This is a genomic window from Asanoa ishikariensis (genome assembly GCF_900107455.1).
GTDB classification, from domain to species: domain Bacteria; phylum Actinomycetota; class Actinomycetes; order Mycobacteriales; family Micromonosporaceae; genus Asanoa; species Asanoa ishikariensis.
Window position 1 is genome coordinate 1,821,005 of record NZ_FNQB01000002.1, and the last position, 13,902, is coordinate 1,834,906.

The following is a 13,902-nucleotide window of genomic DNA, read 5'->3' on the forward strand; positions in this document are numbered from 1 at the left end:
CTCACACTTCCCGGTCGAAGACGAGCAGGCTGCGCTCCGCGACGGTGGTCCGGGCGCCGGCGGCGACGGTCAAGGGCGGGTCCTGGGTCTCAGCGGCGGTCCAGGCCGAGGTGTCGAAGACGACCTGCCACTTCTCGCCGTACTCGGCCGGCGGGAGGGCGAACGGGAGCGGCTCGTGGTGGCCGTTGAAGCAGAGCAGGAACGAGTCGTCGACCTGGCGCTGCCCGTACCGGCCGCGCTCCTTGATGCCCTCGCCGTTGACGAACAGGGTGAGCGCGTTGACCTCGCTGTCCCAGTCCGCCATCGGGGTGCCGTCGAGGGCGAACCAGGCCATGTCGGCGACCGGCGTGGTCACGTCCCGGACAGCGACCGGCGCGCCGGTGAAGAACCGGCGGCGGCGGAAGATCCGGTGCCGGGCGCGGAAGGCGGCCAGCCGGCGGACGAAGGCCAACAGGGCGTCGTCCACCTCGACCCAGTCGACCCAGGTGAGCTCGTTGTCCTGGCAGTAGCCGTTGTTGTTGCCGCGCTGCGTGCGCCCGAGCTCGTCGCCGTGGCCGAGCATGGGCACGCCCTGGGAGAGGAACAGGGTGGCGAGGAAGTTGCGGCGCTGCCGGGCCCGAAGGGCCAGCACAGCAGCGTCTGACGTCGGGCCCTCCACGCCGCAGTTCCACGACCGGTTGTCGGACGAGCCGTCGTTGTCGTCCTCACCGTTGGCCGCGTTGTGCTTGCCGTTGTACGACACCAGGTCGCCGAGCGTGAAACCGTCGTGGCAGGTGACGAAGTTGATGCTGGCCACCGGCCGGCGCCCGTCGTCCTGGTAGAGGTCGGCCGAGCCGCTGATCCGGGTGGCGAACTCGGCGAGGGTGTCCGGTTCGCCGCGCCAGAAGTCGCGGACGGTGTCCCGGAACTTGCCGTTCCACTCCGTCCACAGTGGCGGGAAGTTGCCGACCTGGTAGCCGCCCGGCCCGACGTCCCACGGCTCGGCGATCAGCTTGACCGTGCTGACCACCGGGTCCTGCTGCACCACCTCGAAGAACGTCGAGAGCCGGTCGACCTCGTAGAACTCCCGGGCCAGGGTGGCCGCCAGGTCGAACCGGAACCCGTCGACGTGCATCTCCTGGACCCAGTACCGCAGCGAGTCCATGATCAACTGCAACGAGATCGGGCTGCGCACGTTGAGCGAGTTGCCGGTGCCGCTGTAGTCCACGTAGTACCGGGGGTCCTCGTCGGACAGCCGGTAGTAGCCGAGGTTGTCCAGCCCCTTGAAGCACAGCGTCGGCCCGAGGTGGTTGCCCTCGCCGGTGTGGTTGTAGACGACGTCCAGGATCACCTCGATGCCGGCCGCGTGCAGCGCCCGCACCATGCCCCGGAACTCCTGCACCTGCTGGCCGTGCCGGCCCATCGCCGAGTAGCCGTGGTACGGCGCGAAGTAGCCGATGGTGTTGTAGCCCCAGTAGTTGCGCAGTCCCCGGTCGGTGAGGTGCTGGTCGTGCACGAACTGCTGCACGGGCATGAGCTCGACCGCGGTGACCCCGAGCGTGGTCAGGTGCTCGATCGAGGCCGGGTGGGCCAGCCCCGCGTACGTGCCGCGCAGCTCGTCAGGAACACCGGGGTGCTGGGCGGTCAGGCCCTTGACGTGCGCCTCGTAGATCACGGTGTCGTGGTACGGCGTCCGCGGCGGGCGGTCGTTGCCCCAGTCGAAATAGGGGTTCACCACGACGGCCTTGGGCAGGTACGGCGCCGAGTCGGTGGTCGACATCGCGTCCGGGTCGGCCAGGTCGTGCCCGTAGACCGCCGGGTGCCAGTGGATGTCGCCGTCGACGGCCTTCGCGTACGGGTCGAGCAGCAGCTTGTGCGGGTTGCAACGCAGCCCCTTGGCGGGGTCCCAGGGCCCGTAGACCCGGAAGCCGTAGCGCTGGCCCGGCTGGACGCCGGTCAGGAACACGTGCCAGACGTACGCGTCGACCTCGGTCAGGTCGATCCGCTGCTCGTCGCCCGCGGCGTCTAACAGGCACAGCTCGACCGCCTCGGCGACCGCCGAGTACACCGCGAAGTTCGTGCCGACCCCGTCGTACGTAGCACCGAGCGGGTAGCGCCGGCCGGGCCATACCAGCATTACCGCAGACTAGCGGCTTTTGGTCCATTTTGAACCAAAATCAGGCTGGTACGGCCCGGGGTGCGATCAGGACGGTCAGACGGTCTCGCCGAAGTGGCCGCGGAGCTTGGCCAGGGCGCGGGTGAGCAGGCGGGAGACGTGCATCTGGGAGACGCCGATCTGGTCCGCGATCTGCGACTGCGTCAGGTTTCCGTAGAAGCGCAGCGTCAGGATCTTCTGCTCGCGCTCGTCGAGGGTGGCCAGCGCGGGCCCGAGCGCGACGCGCAGCTCGGCCAGCTCGAACGAGGTGTCCTCGGAGCCGAGCAGGTCGCCGAGCTCCGTCCCGCGGTCGCTGTCGCCGGTCGGGGTGGACAGCGAGACCGCGTTGTAGGCCCGGGCGCCTTCGAGGCCTTCCAGGACCTCTTCCTCGGTGACCTTGAGGTGGGCGGCGATGTCGGCGACCGTCGGGGAGCGGCCCAGGGTCTGGAGCAGGGTGCTGTTGGCCTCGGAGATGGCGAGGCGGAGCTCCTGGAGCCGGCGGGGGACTCGGATGTCCCAGGTGCGGTCGCGGAAGTGGCGCTTGAGCTCGCCGATGATGGTCGGGATGGCGTAGCCGGCGAAGTCGACGCCGCGCGAGGGGTCGAACTTGTCGACTGCCTTGATGAGGCCGATCGCGGCGGTCTGGAGCAGGTCGTCGGTGGGCTCGCCCCGGCCGCTGTAGCGGTGGGCGAGGTGGTTGGCCAGCGGGAGCCACGCCTCGATGGTGCGGTCGCGCAACGACGAGCGCGACGGGTGGTCGGCCGGCAGGGCGGCCAGGGCGGCGAGCAACTCGGTCGCGCTGTCGTTGAGCGTGCCGGTACGGGTTGCGCCGACCTTTTCCGCGGTCTGCACGGTCATTGGGGGGACCTCCGTTATGTGCAGTGCTGATGTTTGCTGTGGAGCACGTACTAACCGTTCGGCACTCACCGTAGCCCGACCGGCCAGCGAAAAGCTAGCCGAAAGGCCGATGTATATAGCGCGCGAAAGGGGCATATCGGGGTGTAACGTCCAAGCTTTTCGCTCTAACGGCTAGGGTTCCGGGGCATGACTGCCGGGCTAGTTCTCGCCGCCGGAGCCGGCCGGCGCTACGGCGGACCTAAGGCGCTCGTCCACCGCGACGGCGCCCTGCTGGTCGAGCACGCCGTAATAACCGCGCGCGCGGGCGGGCTCGATCCCGTCTACGTCGTGGTCGGCGCGGCCGCCGAACGGGTGCGCGCCGAGGCCGACCTCGGCGACGCCGTGCTCGTCGACAACCCCGACTGGGAGACCGGCATGGGCTCGTCACTGCGCGTCGGCCTGACCGCCCTCGCCGCCACTGGCGCCACCGCCGCCGCCGTGCTGCTGGTGGACATGCCCGGCATCACGCCGGAAGCCGTGGCCCGGGTCACCGCCGCCGCCGGCCCGGGCACGCTGGCCATGGGTGGCTACGCCGACCGGCGCGGCCACCCGGTCGTGCTGGGTCGCGACCACTGGGCCGGGGTCGTCGACACCGCCACCGGCGACGCGGGCGCCCGCGCCTACCTGCGCGCCCACGACACCGAGGTCACGGTCGTGCCCTGCGGCGACGTCGCCGACGACACCGACCTGGATACGCCGGACAACCCTTGATCGGGGGCGCTCCCTGGAGTAGTCATGCGGTATCAACTTTTAAGGGGGACGTCATCGCCGACGTCGACCGGTTCAACCGACTCACGCCCGCCGAGGCCGAGCGTGAGTTGTTCGCCTGCTGTGCCGTGCCTGGCTGGGCGGAGGCGGTCGCGGCCGGTCGCCCGTACCCCGATCGCGCCGCGCTGCTGGCCTCCGCCGACGCCGGGCTGCGCCGGCTAACCTGGTCCGACGTCTCGCTGGCGATCTCCGCGCATCCGCGGATCGGCGAGCGGCCCGCCGGCGGCCACCGGGAGTCCACCTGGTCGCGGCAGGAGCAGTCCGGGGTGGCCGCCGACGCCGACACCCGCACCGCGCTCAAGCGGGCCAACCTCGACTACGAACGCCGGTTCGACCACGTCTTCCTGATCTTCGCGACGGGCAAGTCGCAGGCCGAGATCCTCGACGCGGTCCGGCACCGGCTCGACAACGACGACGAGACTGAGCACCGCGTGGTCCAGGAGGAGCTTCGCAAGATCGCGTTGCTGCGGCTGGAACGGCTGGTCACCGACGCGACGGCGCCGCTGTCCACCCACGTGCTCGACCTCGGCCGGGGCAAGCCTGCCGCGGGCGTCGCGGTCAAGCTCGAGCGGGGCGCCGAGACCCTGGCCAAGGGGCGCACCGACGACGACGGCCGCCTGCGGGACTGGGTGCCGGCGGAGGGCTGGGCGGCCGGCGACTACCGGCTGGTCTTCGACGTCGCCGGCTACCTCGACGACCCGACGTTCTTCCCCGAGGTCGTCATCGGCTTCCGGGTCAGCGAGCCCGGAGCGCACCACCACGTGCCGTTGCTGCTCAACCGGCACGGCTACACGACCTACCGGGGGAGCTGAGCCGATGGCGATCACCCTGGGCGACAACCGGTACGGCAAGGCCGAGGTCCGCCTCGTCCGGGTGGTCCGCGACGGCCCCCGGCACGACCTGCGGGACCTGACCGTCAGCGTCGCGCTGGCCGGCGACCTGGCCGCCGCGCACCGCGGCGACAACAGCGGCGTGCTGCCCACCGACACACAGAAGAACACGGTGTACGCGTTCGCGAAGCGCTACGGCGTCGACGAGCCGGAGGCGTTCGGCCTGCTGCTCGCCCGGCACTTCGTCGACACCCAGCCGGGCATCCATTGGGCCCGGGTCGACCTCGTCGAGCACCCGTGGTCGCGGCTCGGCCCGCACTCGTTCTCGCGCGACGGCGGCCCGACCCGGCAGGCCAGCGTCACCGTGACCGGCGAGGCGTCCCACGTGGTCAGCGGGCTGGCCGGGCTGGTCCTGCTGAACACCACCGACTCCGAGTTCCACGGTTACGTCCGCGACGGCTACACCACGTTGCCGGAGACCACCGACCGCGTCCTGGCCACCGAGGTCGCCGCCCGATGGCGCTGGGCCTCGATCGGCGACGGTCCGCCGTGGGGTGCCTCGTTCCAGGGGGTACGCGACGCGCTGGTGGCCGCGTTCGTGGACACCTACAGCTACTCGCTGCAGCAGACCCTCTACGCGATGGGCAGCCGGGCGCTCGAGCAGCGAGAAGAGCTCGCCGAGATCCGGCTGACGCTGCCGAACAAGCACCATTTCCTGGTCGACCTGGCGCCGTTCGGGCTGGGCAACGACAACGAGGTGTACGTCGCCACCGACCGTCCGTACGGGCTGATCGAAGGCACCGTGTCGCGCGACGACGCGCCGCCGGCGCCGGAAGCGTGGTGATCATGGAGTTCCTGCGACCGTCCGACTGGGACGAGGCCCTGGCGGCCAAGGCGGCGCACCCCGACGCGATGCCGATCGCCGGCGGCACCGACGTGATGGTCGACCTCAACTTCGACCGGTCCCGCCCGACCGCGCTGCTCGACCTGACCCGGGTGACCGCGCTGACCGACTGGGGCACCGACGGCGACCTGCTGCGGGTCGGCGCCGGCGTCACGTACCGGCGGCTGATCGACGAGCTGGCCGGGCGGGTGCCGGGTTTGGCGCTGGCGTCCCGGACGGTCGGTTCGCCGCAGATCCGCAACCGGGCCACGGTCGGCGGCAACCTGGGCTCCGCCTCGCCGGCCGGCGACGCGCACCCGGCGCTGCTGGCGGCCGGCGCGCTGGTCGAGCTCGCGTCCACGCGGGGCACCCGGCGGGTGCCGGTCACCGAGTTCTTCGTCGGTCCCAAGCGGTCGGTGAAGACGCCCGACGAGCTGATCGCCGCCTTCCTGGTGCCGGCGCGGCCCGGCGTCGAGCAGTTCGCCAAGGTCGGCACCCGCAACGCGATGGTGATCGCGGTCTGCTCGTTCGCACTCGCGCTCGACCCGCAGACCCGCGCGGTCGGCACCGGGATCGGCTCGGCCGGCCCGACCCCGCTGCGGGCCACCGAGGCGGCCGAGTTCCTCGCCGCCGAGCTGCCGTGGGAGACCCGCGGCGCGGTGCCGGCGGCGGTGAGGGCGCGGTTCGGCGAGCTGGTCGGCGCGGCCGCGCGGCCGATCGACGACGTGCGCGGCAGCGCGGACTACCGGCGGCACGCGCTGGCCGTGCTGGCCCGCCGGACGCTGGCCTGGGCCTGGACCGATCTGGGAGGTGCGGCATGAGGGTCACCTGCGTGGTCAACGGCGAGACCCGCCAGGCCGACGACGTCTGGCCGGGCGAGAGCCTGCTCTACGTGCTGCGCGAGCGGCTCGGCCTGCCTGGCGCGAAGAACGCCTGCGAACAGGGCGAGTGCGGCTCGTGCACGGTCTACCTCGACGGGCTGCCGGTGTGCGCCTGCCTCGTCGCGGCCGGCCAGGCCGACGGCCGCACGATCACCACCGTCGAGGGCCTCGCGCCCGGCACCGGCGAGGAGCAGCTCGACCGGGTCCAGCGGGCGTTCCTCGCCACCGGCGCCGTCCAGTGCGGCTTCTGCACCCCCGGTCTGATCGTGGCGGTGCACGACCTGTTGGCCCGCGATCCCGCGCCGACCGACCCGGACATCCGCGAGGCGCTGGCCGGCAACCTCTGCCGGTGCACCGGCTACGAGAAGATCATGGAAGCCGTCCGGCTGGCGGCGACGTCATGATCCTCATCGAGAACTGCGCGATCGCCACGGTCGACGCCGCCGGCACCGAGTACTCCGACGGGCACGTGGTGATCGGCGACGACGGCCGGATCGCCGCGGTCGGTGAGGGGCACGCCGGCCGGTTCGAGTCGATCCGCCGGGTCGACGGCACCGGGTGCCTGCTCACCCCCGGCCTGGTCAACACGCACCACCACCTCTACCAGTGGGCGACCCGCGGGCTGGCTCCCGACGGCACGCTGTTCGAGTGGCTGACCACGCTCTACCCGATCTGGGCCGGGATCGACGAGGAGACCGTCTCGGCGACCACCGCGGCCGGCCTCGGCTGGCTGGCCCTGTCCGGCTGCACGACCAGCACCGACCACCACTACGTCTACCCGGGCGGCGCCGGTGACCTGATGGCCGCCCAGGTGGCCGCGGCGCAGGAGGTCGGCCTGCGGTTCCACCCGACCCGGGGCTCGATGGACCTCGGCCGCTCGGCCGGCGGGCTGCCACCCGACGAGGTGGTGGAGAAGACCGACGAGGCGCTGGCCGCGACGGAAGAGGCGATCACCCGCTACCACGACCCCGCGCCGGACTCGATGCTGCGGATCGCGGTCGCGCCCTGCTCGCCGTTCTCGGTCACCGGCCGGCTGATGGAGGAGGCGGCGGCGCTGGCGCGGCGGCACGGCGTGCGGCTGCACACCCACCTGGCCGAGACCGCCGACGAGACCGACTTCTGCCGCGAGCAGTTCGGCTGCACCCCGGTGGAATACGCCGAACGGCTCGGCTGGCTCGGCGACGACGTCTGGCTGGCGCACGCGGTGCATCTCGACGACCCCGCGATCGCCAAGCTGGCCGCGACCGGCACCGCCGTCGCGCACTGCCCGAGCTCCAACGCCCGGCTCGGCGCCGGCATGGCCCGGGTGCGCGAGCTGCTCGACGCCGGCGTGCCGGTCGGGCTCGGCGTCGACGGCGCGGCCTCGCAGGAGGCCAACCAGCTCGGCGCCGAGTTGCGCCAGGCGCTCTACACGGCCCGGCTGCGCGGCGGGCCGACCGGGCTGACCGCCCGCGAGGCGTTGCGGCTGGGCACGATGGGCGGCGCGCGCTGCCTCGGCCGGGAGGGCGAGCTCGGCTCCATCGAGCAGGGCAAGCTGGCGGACCTCGCGCTGTGGCGGCTCGACGACCTCGGGCACGCCGGCATCGACGACCCGGTCACCGCGCTGGTCTTCGGCCCACCGGCCACGTTGGAGCTGCTCACCGTCGGCGGGCGGACCATCGTGGAGTACGGGGAGCTGCGTACCGCCGACGACCGTGACCTGACCCGGCGCACCCGCCGCGCCCACCGTGCGCTGATGCGGAGGGCCCGATGAGCACACTCACGCGCGAGCCGACCACCGTCGCGGGCGGCGTCGGCACCTCGGCCCCCCGCCCCGACGGCGTCCTCAAGGTGTCCGGCGAGTTCGCCTACTCGTCCGACCTGTGGGCCGACGAGATGCTGTGGGGCGCGACGGTCCGCTCGCCGCACCCGAGCGCCGAGATCCGCGCCGTCGACATCACCGGGGCGCTGGCCGTGCCCGGCGTCTACGCCGTGCTGACCGCCGCCGACGTGCCCGGCGCCAAGCGCTATGGGCTCGAGATCGTCGACCAGCCGGTGCTCGCCGTCGACGAGGTCCGCTACGAGGGCGAGCCGGTGGCGCTCGTGGCCGCCGACCACCCGGAGACCGCCCGCCGGGCCGCCGCCCGGATCAAGGTGGAATACGCGGTACGCGCCCCGGTCACCGACCCCGAGGAGGCGCTGTCCCGCGGCGACCTGGTCCGGCACGTGCCGGTGCACCGGTTCGCCTCGGCCGGCGGCGACGCGCTGACCGCCGACGTGGTGGTCACCGGCACGTACGAGGTCGGCATGCAGGACCAGGCGTTCCTCGGTCCCGAGTCCGGGCTCGCGGTGCCGGCCGAGGACGGCGGCATCGACCTGTTCGTCGCCACCCAGTGGCTGCACGTCGACCAGAAGCAGGTGGCCGCATGTCTCGCACTTGCGCCGGAGCAGGTGCGGCTGCGGCTGGCCGGCGTCGGCGGTGCCTTCGGCGCCCGCGAGGACCTGTCGATGCAGGTGCACGCCAGCCTGCTCGCGCTGCACACCGGCAAGCCGGTCAAGATGGTGTACGGCCGGGAGGAGTCGTTCTTCGGCCACGTGCACCGGCATCCGGCGCGGCTGGAGTACGAGCACGGCGCCGACCGGACCGGCAAGCTGGTCTACGTCAAGGCGCGGATCGTGCTCGACGGCGGCGCGTACACCTCGTCGACCCCCGCCGTCGTGGCCAACGCGGCCACCCTCGGCGTCGGGCCCTACGACGTGCCGACGGTCGTGGTCGACGCGTACGGCGTCTACACGAACAACCCGCCCTGCGGCGCGATGCGCGGCTTCGGTGCGGTGCAGGCATGCTTCGCGTACGAGTCGCAGATGGACAAGCTGGCCGCCGCCATCGGTGTCGACCCGGTGGAGGTCCGCCGCCGCAACGCGATGACGACCGGCTCGGTGATGCCGACCGGCCAGATCGTGTCCGGCCCGGCGCCGGTGGAAGAGCTGCTCTCGCTCGTGCGCGACCGGCCGTTGCCGCCCGAGGCCACCGGTGACCCGCGCGAGCGGCCCGGCGGGGTCGCCAACACCACCCGCGGCGAGGGCGTGGTGCGCGGCGTCGGCTATGCGATCGGCATCAAGAACGTCTGCTTCTCCGAGGGCTTCGACGACTTCTCGACCGCCCGGGTGCGGCTGTCCGTGCTCGGCGGCGAGCCCGCGGTGCTCGTGCACACCGCCGCCGCCGAGGTCGGCCAGGGACTGGTCACCGTGCAGGCGCAGATCGCCCGCACGGAGCTCGGCGTCAGCCAGGTCACCGTGGCCACCGCCGACACCTCGGTGGGCAGCGCCGGCTCGTCGTCCGCGTCCCGCCAGACGTACATGACCGGTGGCGCGGTCCGGGCGGCCTGCCAGGCGGTGCGCGCCACGGTGCTGGAGCGCACCGGTCGCGCCGATGCTCTGTCGCTCGTCGACGGCAAGGTCGTGGCGTCCGACGGGTCGGTGGTGGCGTCGCTGGTCGAGCTGCTCGGCGAAGGGGACGTCGAGGAGACCGTGGAGTGGCGGCACAAGCCGACCATGCCGCTCGACCCGGTCACGGGCCAGGGCGACGCGCACGTGCAGTACGCGTTCGCCGCCCACCGCGCGGTCGTCGACGTCGACACCGAGCTCGGCCTGGTCCGGGTGGTCGAGATCGCCACCGCGCAGGACGTCGGCAAGGCGGTCAACCCGCAGGCGGTCGTCGGCCAGATCCAGGGCGGCACGGCCCAGGGGCTCGGGCTCGCGGTGATGGAGGAGATCCAGGTGGTCGACGGGGTGATCCGGAACCCGTCCTTCACCGACTACCTGATCCCGACCATCCTCGACATGCCGCCGATGGAGGTCGACGTGCTGGAACGCGGTGACCCGGACGCGCCCTACGGCCTACGCGGGGTGGGCGAGCCACCGACCATCTCCTCGACGCCCGCGGTGGTGGCGGCCATCCGCGCGGCCACCGGGCTGGCCCTGACCCGTGTGCCGGTGCGCCCGGACCACATCGCGCTGGCCCCATGACGCTTCCGGAGTCGGTCTACCGGGACCTCGACGCGCAGCTCGCCCCCGTCGACGCGGTGCTGCGGGCGAGACCGCGGGCCGCGGTGACCGGGCGGCAGCCGGTGCACACGGTCTACGTACCCGCTGACAAGTTCGGGCCCTCCGTGGTCTCGGCGTGGGGCTCCGCGGCGCTCGCCGCCCTGGACGCGTCCTCCGCGCTGCCGTTCCCCGAGGAGCTGCGCGACCGGGTGGTGGCCAAGCTGGCCCGCGAGCCGGTCGAGGACCTGCGGATCGACTTCGAGGACGGCTACGGCGACCGCGGTGACGACGTCGAGGACGCCGCGGCGGCCGCCGCCGGTGCCGCGCTGCTGTCGCTGTCCCCAGCACCGCCGTTCGTCGGCCTGCGGATCAAGTCGCTGGAGGAAGGCACCCGCCGGCGCGGCGTACGCACGCTGGACCTGTTCCTGTCCGCCGTGGACGGTGCCCTGCCGCCCGGCTTCGTGGTGACCGTGCCGAAGGTGAGCGCGCCGGCCCAGGTGGCGGCGATGGCCCGGCTCTGCGCCCAACTCGAGCTGGCCCACGGCCTGCCGGCGCGCTCGCTGCTGTTCGAGGCCCAGGTCGAGACCCCACTGGCGGTGCTCGGCCCGGACGGCACCGCGACGGTGTCCCGATTGGCGGCGGCGGCCCAGGGTCGGTTGGTCGGCCTGCACTACGGCACCTACGACTACAGCGCGGCGCTCGGCGTCGCGGCGGCCGAGCAGAGCCTCGCCCATCCGGTCGCCGATCACGCCAAGGCGGTCATGCAGGTGGCGGTGGCAGGCACCGGCGTGCGGCTGTCCGACGGGTCGTGCAACATCCTGCCGGTCGGCCCCGGCATCCAGGCGGCCTGGCAGCTCCACCACCGGTTGGTGCTGCGCTCCCTGGCCCGCGGCTTCTACCAGGGCTGGGACCTGCACCCCGCGCAGCTACCGACCCGGTTCGCGGCCACCTACGCGTTCTTCCGGGGTGGCTCGGCCCCCGCGGTCGAGCGGCTCGGCGCCTATCTCGAACGCCGATCCTCTGGGATCCTGGACGAGCCGGCGACGGCCCGGGCCCTGGCCGGTTTCCTGTTGCGCGGCCTGGACTGTGGCGCCCTGGACCCGCCCGAGGTGCCGTTCACCCGTCCGGACCTGGAGGCGCTGTGGGCTTCGTGATCCGCTCGACCCGGGTGGTGCTGCCCGACGGCTCGGTCGACCCGGCCGGTGTCGAGATGCGCGACGGGCGGATAGCCGCGGTGCTGCCCGGCCGGCCCCGCGCGGACATCGACCTCGGCGACCTGGTGCTGATGCCCGGCCTGGTCGACACCCACGTGCACGTCAACGAGCCGGGCCGCACCGAGTGGGAGGGCTTCGGCTCCGCGACCCGGGCCGCGCTGGCCGGCGGGGTGACCACGATCATCGACATGCCGCTCAACTCGCTGCCGCCGACCGTGTCGGCCGAGGCGCTGGCGGCGAAGCAGGCGGCGGCCGCCGGCCAGTGCCACGTCGACGTGGGCTTCTGGGGTGGCGCGATCCCGGGCAACGCCGGCGACCTGGCCGCCCTGCACGCGGCCGGGGTGTTCGGCTTCAAGGCGTTCCTGGCCGACTCCGGCGTGCCCGAGTTCCCGCCGGTGACCTCGGCCGAGCTACGCGCCGCGATGGCCGCCGTGGACGCGCTGTTCCTGGTGCACGCCGAGGACCCGGACCGGCTGGGGGTGTCCCCGGCGTCGCGGGTCTATGCGGACTTCGAGAGTTCGCGCCCCGGCGCGGCCGAGTGCTCGGCGGTCGGCGCGGCGCTGGACGCCGCCGAGGCGACCGGCTCGCGGGTGCACATCCTGCATGTCTCCGACGCCGACGCCGCCACCGTGGTCGAGGCCGGCCGGGCCCGCGGCGTGCGGGTGACCGCGGAGACCTGCCCGCACTACCTCACCCTGGACGCGGCCGAGGTGCCCGACGGCGCGACCGAGTTCAAGTGCTGCCCGCCGATCCGCGGCGCGGCCAACCGCGACCGGCTCTGGGCCGCGCTCGCGGCGGGCGGGCTCGACATCGTGGTCTCGGACCACTCACCGTCGACGCCGGCCCTCAAGCACCCCGAGACCGGCGACTTCGCGGCGGCCTGGGGCGGCATCGCGTCCCTCCAGCTCGGCCTGCCGCTGGTCTGGACCAGCGCCGCCGCCCGCGGTCACGATCTCGCGGACGTGGTGCGGTGGATGTCCAGCGGCCCCGCCGACCTGGTCGGCCTGCACCACAAGGGACGGATCGCGCCCGGCGCCGACGCCGACCTGGTGGCCTTCGACCCGGACGCCACCTTCACCGTGCGGCCGGACGGGCTGCACCACAAGCATCCGGTCACCCCGTACGCCGGCCGGCGGTTGACCGGTGTGGTCCGCCGGGTCTGGCTCGGCGGCACCAAGGTGACGCCCGGCGACCCGCCGCGCGGCCGGCTGCTGACCCGCTCCGCCGACCTGCTGGAGCCGGCCCGATGACCGCGTGGCTGGCCCTTCCCGACCTGGCGTCCCGGCGCCTCGGCGGTGGTGTGGTCGGCACCAACGATGAGCTGTTCGCCGCCGCCGACAACCTGGTCACGCCGGAGCCGCCGGGGTTCACCCCGCGCACGTTCGGCCCCAAGGGCCAGGTGTACGACGGTTGGGAGACCCGCCGCCGCCGCTCGCCCGGTGAGGACTGGGCGATCGTCCGGCTGGGCGTGCCGGGCCGGGTGCGCGGGGTCGTGGTCGACACCTCGCACTTCACCGGCAACTTCCCGCCCGAGGCATCGGTCTTCGGCTGCCGGCTGGGCGGCCATCCCTCGCTGGACGACCTGAATGCGGCCGACTGGGCGCCGCTGCTGTCCCGTTCGCCGCTGGCCGGTGACACGGCCAACCCGTTCGACGTCTCGGTCGACCAGCTCGTGACCCACGTCAAGCTGGTGATCCACCCCGACGGGGGAGTGGCCCGGCTGCGCGTGCACGGCGAGGTCGTGCCGGACCCGGTCCGCTTCCCGGACGGCTGGCTCGACCTGGCCGCGGTCGACAACGGCGGCCGGGTGGTCGGGTGCAGCGACCTGTTCTACGGTGCGCCCAGCCAGCTCATCGAGCCCGGGCTGGCGCGCACGATGGGCGAGGGCTGGGAGACCCGGCGGCGCCGCGACTCCGGCAACGACTGGGTCGTCGTGCGGCTCGCGGCGCCCGGCCGGATCCGCCTCGCGGAGCTGGACACCTCACACTTCAAGGGCAACGCACCCGGTGCGGCCGCGCTGCGCGGCGTCGACGAGCGCAAGGCCGACCCGGCCGACGAGAGCGCCTGGCGCGACCTCCTGCCGCACACCCCGCTGCGTCCGGACACCCGGCACCGCTTCGAGGTCCGCACCGATCCGGTCACCCACGTGCGCCTCGACATCCATCCCGACGGCGGCATGGCCCGGCTGCGGCTGCACGGCCACCTCGACGACGGAGTGCTCGACACGCTGCGCGCGGCGTGGCAGCCGCGGGCCGGTGGAGGAAACTGA

The 13,902-nt window shown here is 73.3% G+C and carries 12 protein-coding genes; 10 read left to right on the forward strand and 2 right to left on the reverse strand.

Annotation, left to right across the window (positions count from 1 at the left end; genetic code table 11):
• Position 1 precedes the first annotated feature (1 nt).
• Both glgX and BLV39_RS22910 read right to left on the reverse strand, forming a co-directional pair.
• Positions 2 to 2,116, reverse strand: coding sequence for a glycogen debranching protein GlgX (glgX, locus tag BLV39_RS22905; RefSeq protein WP_090796454.1), 2,115 nt, complete (start codon positions 2,114 to 2,116; stop codon positions 2 to 4).
• Positions 2,117 to 2,191: 75 nt separating this feature from the next.
• Positions 2,192 to 2,992: a SigB/SigF/SigG family RNA polymerase sigma factor gene (locus BLV39_RS22910; RefSeq protein ID WP_090796458.1), complete on the reverse strand. Its 801-nt coding sequence runs from the start codon at positions 2,990 to 2,992 to the stop codon at positions 2,192 to 2,194.
• A gap of 186 nt (positions 2,993 to 3,178) precedes the next feature.
• Here BLV39_RS22910 and BLV39_RS22915 point away from each other — a divergent pair, with 186 nt between their 5' ends.
• The 10 genes from BLV39_RS22915 to alc are packed head-to-tail and all read left to right on the forward strand — an operon-like array spanning position 3,179 to position 13,902.
• Positions 3,179 to 3,742 (forward strand): nucleotidyltransferase family protein, encoded by a 564-nt coding sequence (locus BLV39_RS22915; protein ID WP_090796462.1) that lies wholly within the window; start codon positions 3,179 to 3,181, stop codon positions 3,740 to 3,742.
• Complete coding sequence (gene uraD / locus BLV39_RS22920) at positions 3,739 to 4,611, forward strand: 2-oxo-4-hydroxy-4-carboxy-5-ureidoimidazoline decarboxylase (RefSeq protein ID WP_090796466.1); 873 nt, start codon at positions 3,739 to 3,741, stop codon at positions 4,609 to 4,611. Before BLV39_RS22915 ends, uraD begins: the two co-directional genes overlap by 4 nt.
• 4 nt (positions 4,612 to 4,615) lie before the next feature.
• Positions 4,616 to 5,473 carry a factor-independent urate hydroxylase gene (gene pucL, locus BLV39_RS22925; protein ID WP_090796469.1) on the forward strand — a complete coding sequence of 286 codons (858 nt, stop codon included), beginning with the start codon at positions 4,616 to 4,618 and terminating at the stop codon, positions 5,471 to 5,473.
• A gap of 2 nt (positions 5,474 to 5,475) precedes the next feature.
• Complete coding sequence (locus BLV39_RS22930; RefSeq protein ID WP_090797708.1) at positions 5,476 to 6,333, forward strand: FAD binding domain-containing protein; 858 nt, start codon at positions 5,476 to 5,478, stop codon at positions 6,331 to 6,333.
• Positions 6,330 to 6,797, forward strand: a complete 468-nt coding sequence (locus BLV39_RS22935; RefSeq protein ID WP_090796473.1) for a (2Fe-2S)-binding protein — start codon at positions 6,330 to 6,332, stop codon at positions 6,795 to 6,797. The genes BLV39_RS22930 and BLV39_RS22935 overlap by 4 nt, the downstream gene beginning before the upstream one ends.
• A complete protein-coding gene (locus BLV39_RS22940; RefSeq protein WP_090796477.1) occupies positions 6,794 to 8,146 on the forward strand; it encodes an 8-oxoguanine deaminase in 1,353 nt (450 codons plus the stop codon). The genes BLV39_RS22935 and BLV39_RS22940 overlap by 4 nt, the downstream gene beginning before the upstream one ends.
• Entirely contained in the window at positions 8,143 to 10,401 is a 2,259-nt protein-coding gene (gene pucD, locus BLV39_RS22945) for a xanthine dehydrogenase subunit D (protein ID WP_090796481.1), read from the forward strand. The genes BLV39_RS22940 and pucD overlap by 4 nt, the downstream gene beginning before the upstream one ends.
• On the forward strand, positions 10,398 to 11,573 hold the full coding sequence (locus BLV39_RS22950; RefSeq protein WP_090796485.1) for a DUF6986 family protein: 1,176 nt from the start codon (positions 10,398 to 10,400) through the stop codon (positions 11,571 to 11,573). Before pucD ends, BLV39_RS22950 begins: the two co-directional genes overlap by 4 nt.
• Positions 11,561 to 12,883: an allantoinase AllB gene (gene allB, locus BLV39_RS22955; protein ID WP_090796487.1), complete on the forward strand. Its 1,323-nt coding sequence runs from the start codon at positions 11,561 to 11,563 to the stop codon at positions 12,881 to 12,883. The genes BLV39_RS22950 and allB overlap by 13 nt, the downstream gene beginning before the upstream one ends.
• Positions 12,880 to 13,902: an allantoicase gene (gene alc, locus BLV39_RS22960; protein WP_090796492.1), complete on the forward strand. Its 1,023-nt coding sequence runs from the start codon at positions 12,880 to 12,882 to the stop codon at positions 13,900 to 13,902. Before allB ends, alc begins: the two co-directional genes overlap by 4 nt.

Excerpts from the sequence above, each read along its gene's own strand:
- glgX (WP_090796454.1), bottom strand. The coding sequence starts at position 2,116 with ATGCTGGTATGGCCCGGCCGGCGCTACCCGCTCGGTGCTACGTACGAC.
- BLV39_RS22910 (WP_090796458.1), bottom strand. The coding sequence starts at position 2,992 with ATGACCGTGCAGACCGCGGAAAAGGTCGGCGCAACCCGTACCGGCACG.
- BLV39_RS22915 (WP_090796462.1), top strand. The coding sequence starts at position 3,179 with ATGACTGCCGGGCTAGTTCTCGCCGCCGGAGCCGGCCGGCGCTACGGC.
- pucL (WP_090796469.1), top strand. The coding sequence starts at position 4,616 with ATGGCGATCACCCTGGGCGACAACCGGTACGGCAAGGCCGAGGTCCGC.
- BLV39_RS22930 (WP_090797708.1), top strand. The coding sequence starts at position 5,476 with ATGGAGTTCCTGCGACCGTCCGACTGGGACGAGGCCCTGGCGGCCAAG.
- BLV39_RS22935 (WP_090796473.1), top strand. The coding sequence starts at position 6,330 with ATGAGGGTCACCTGCGTGGTCAACGGCGAGACCCGCCAGGCCGACGAC.
- BLV39_RS22940 (WP_090796477.1), top strand. The coding sequence starts at position 6,794 with ATGATCCTCATCGAGAACTGCGCGATCGCCACGGTCGACGCCGCCGGC.
- pucD (WP_090796481.1), top strand. The coding sequence starts at position 8,143 with ATGAGCACACTCACGCGCGAGCCGACCACCGTCGCGGGCGGCGTCGGC.
- BLV39_RS22950 (WP_090796485.1), top strand. The coding sequence starts at position 10,398 with ATGACGCTTCCGGAGTCGGTCTACCGGGACCTCGACGCGCAGCTCGCC.
- alc (WP_090796492.1), top strand. The coding sequence starts at position 12,880 with ATGACCGCGTGGCTGGCCCTTCCCGACCTGGCGTCCCGGCGCCTCGGC.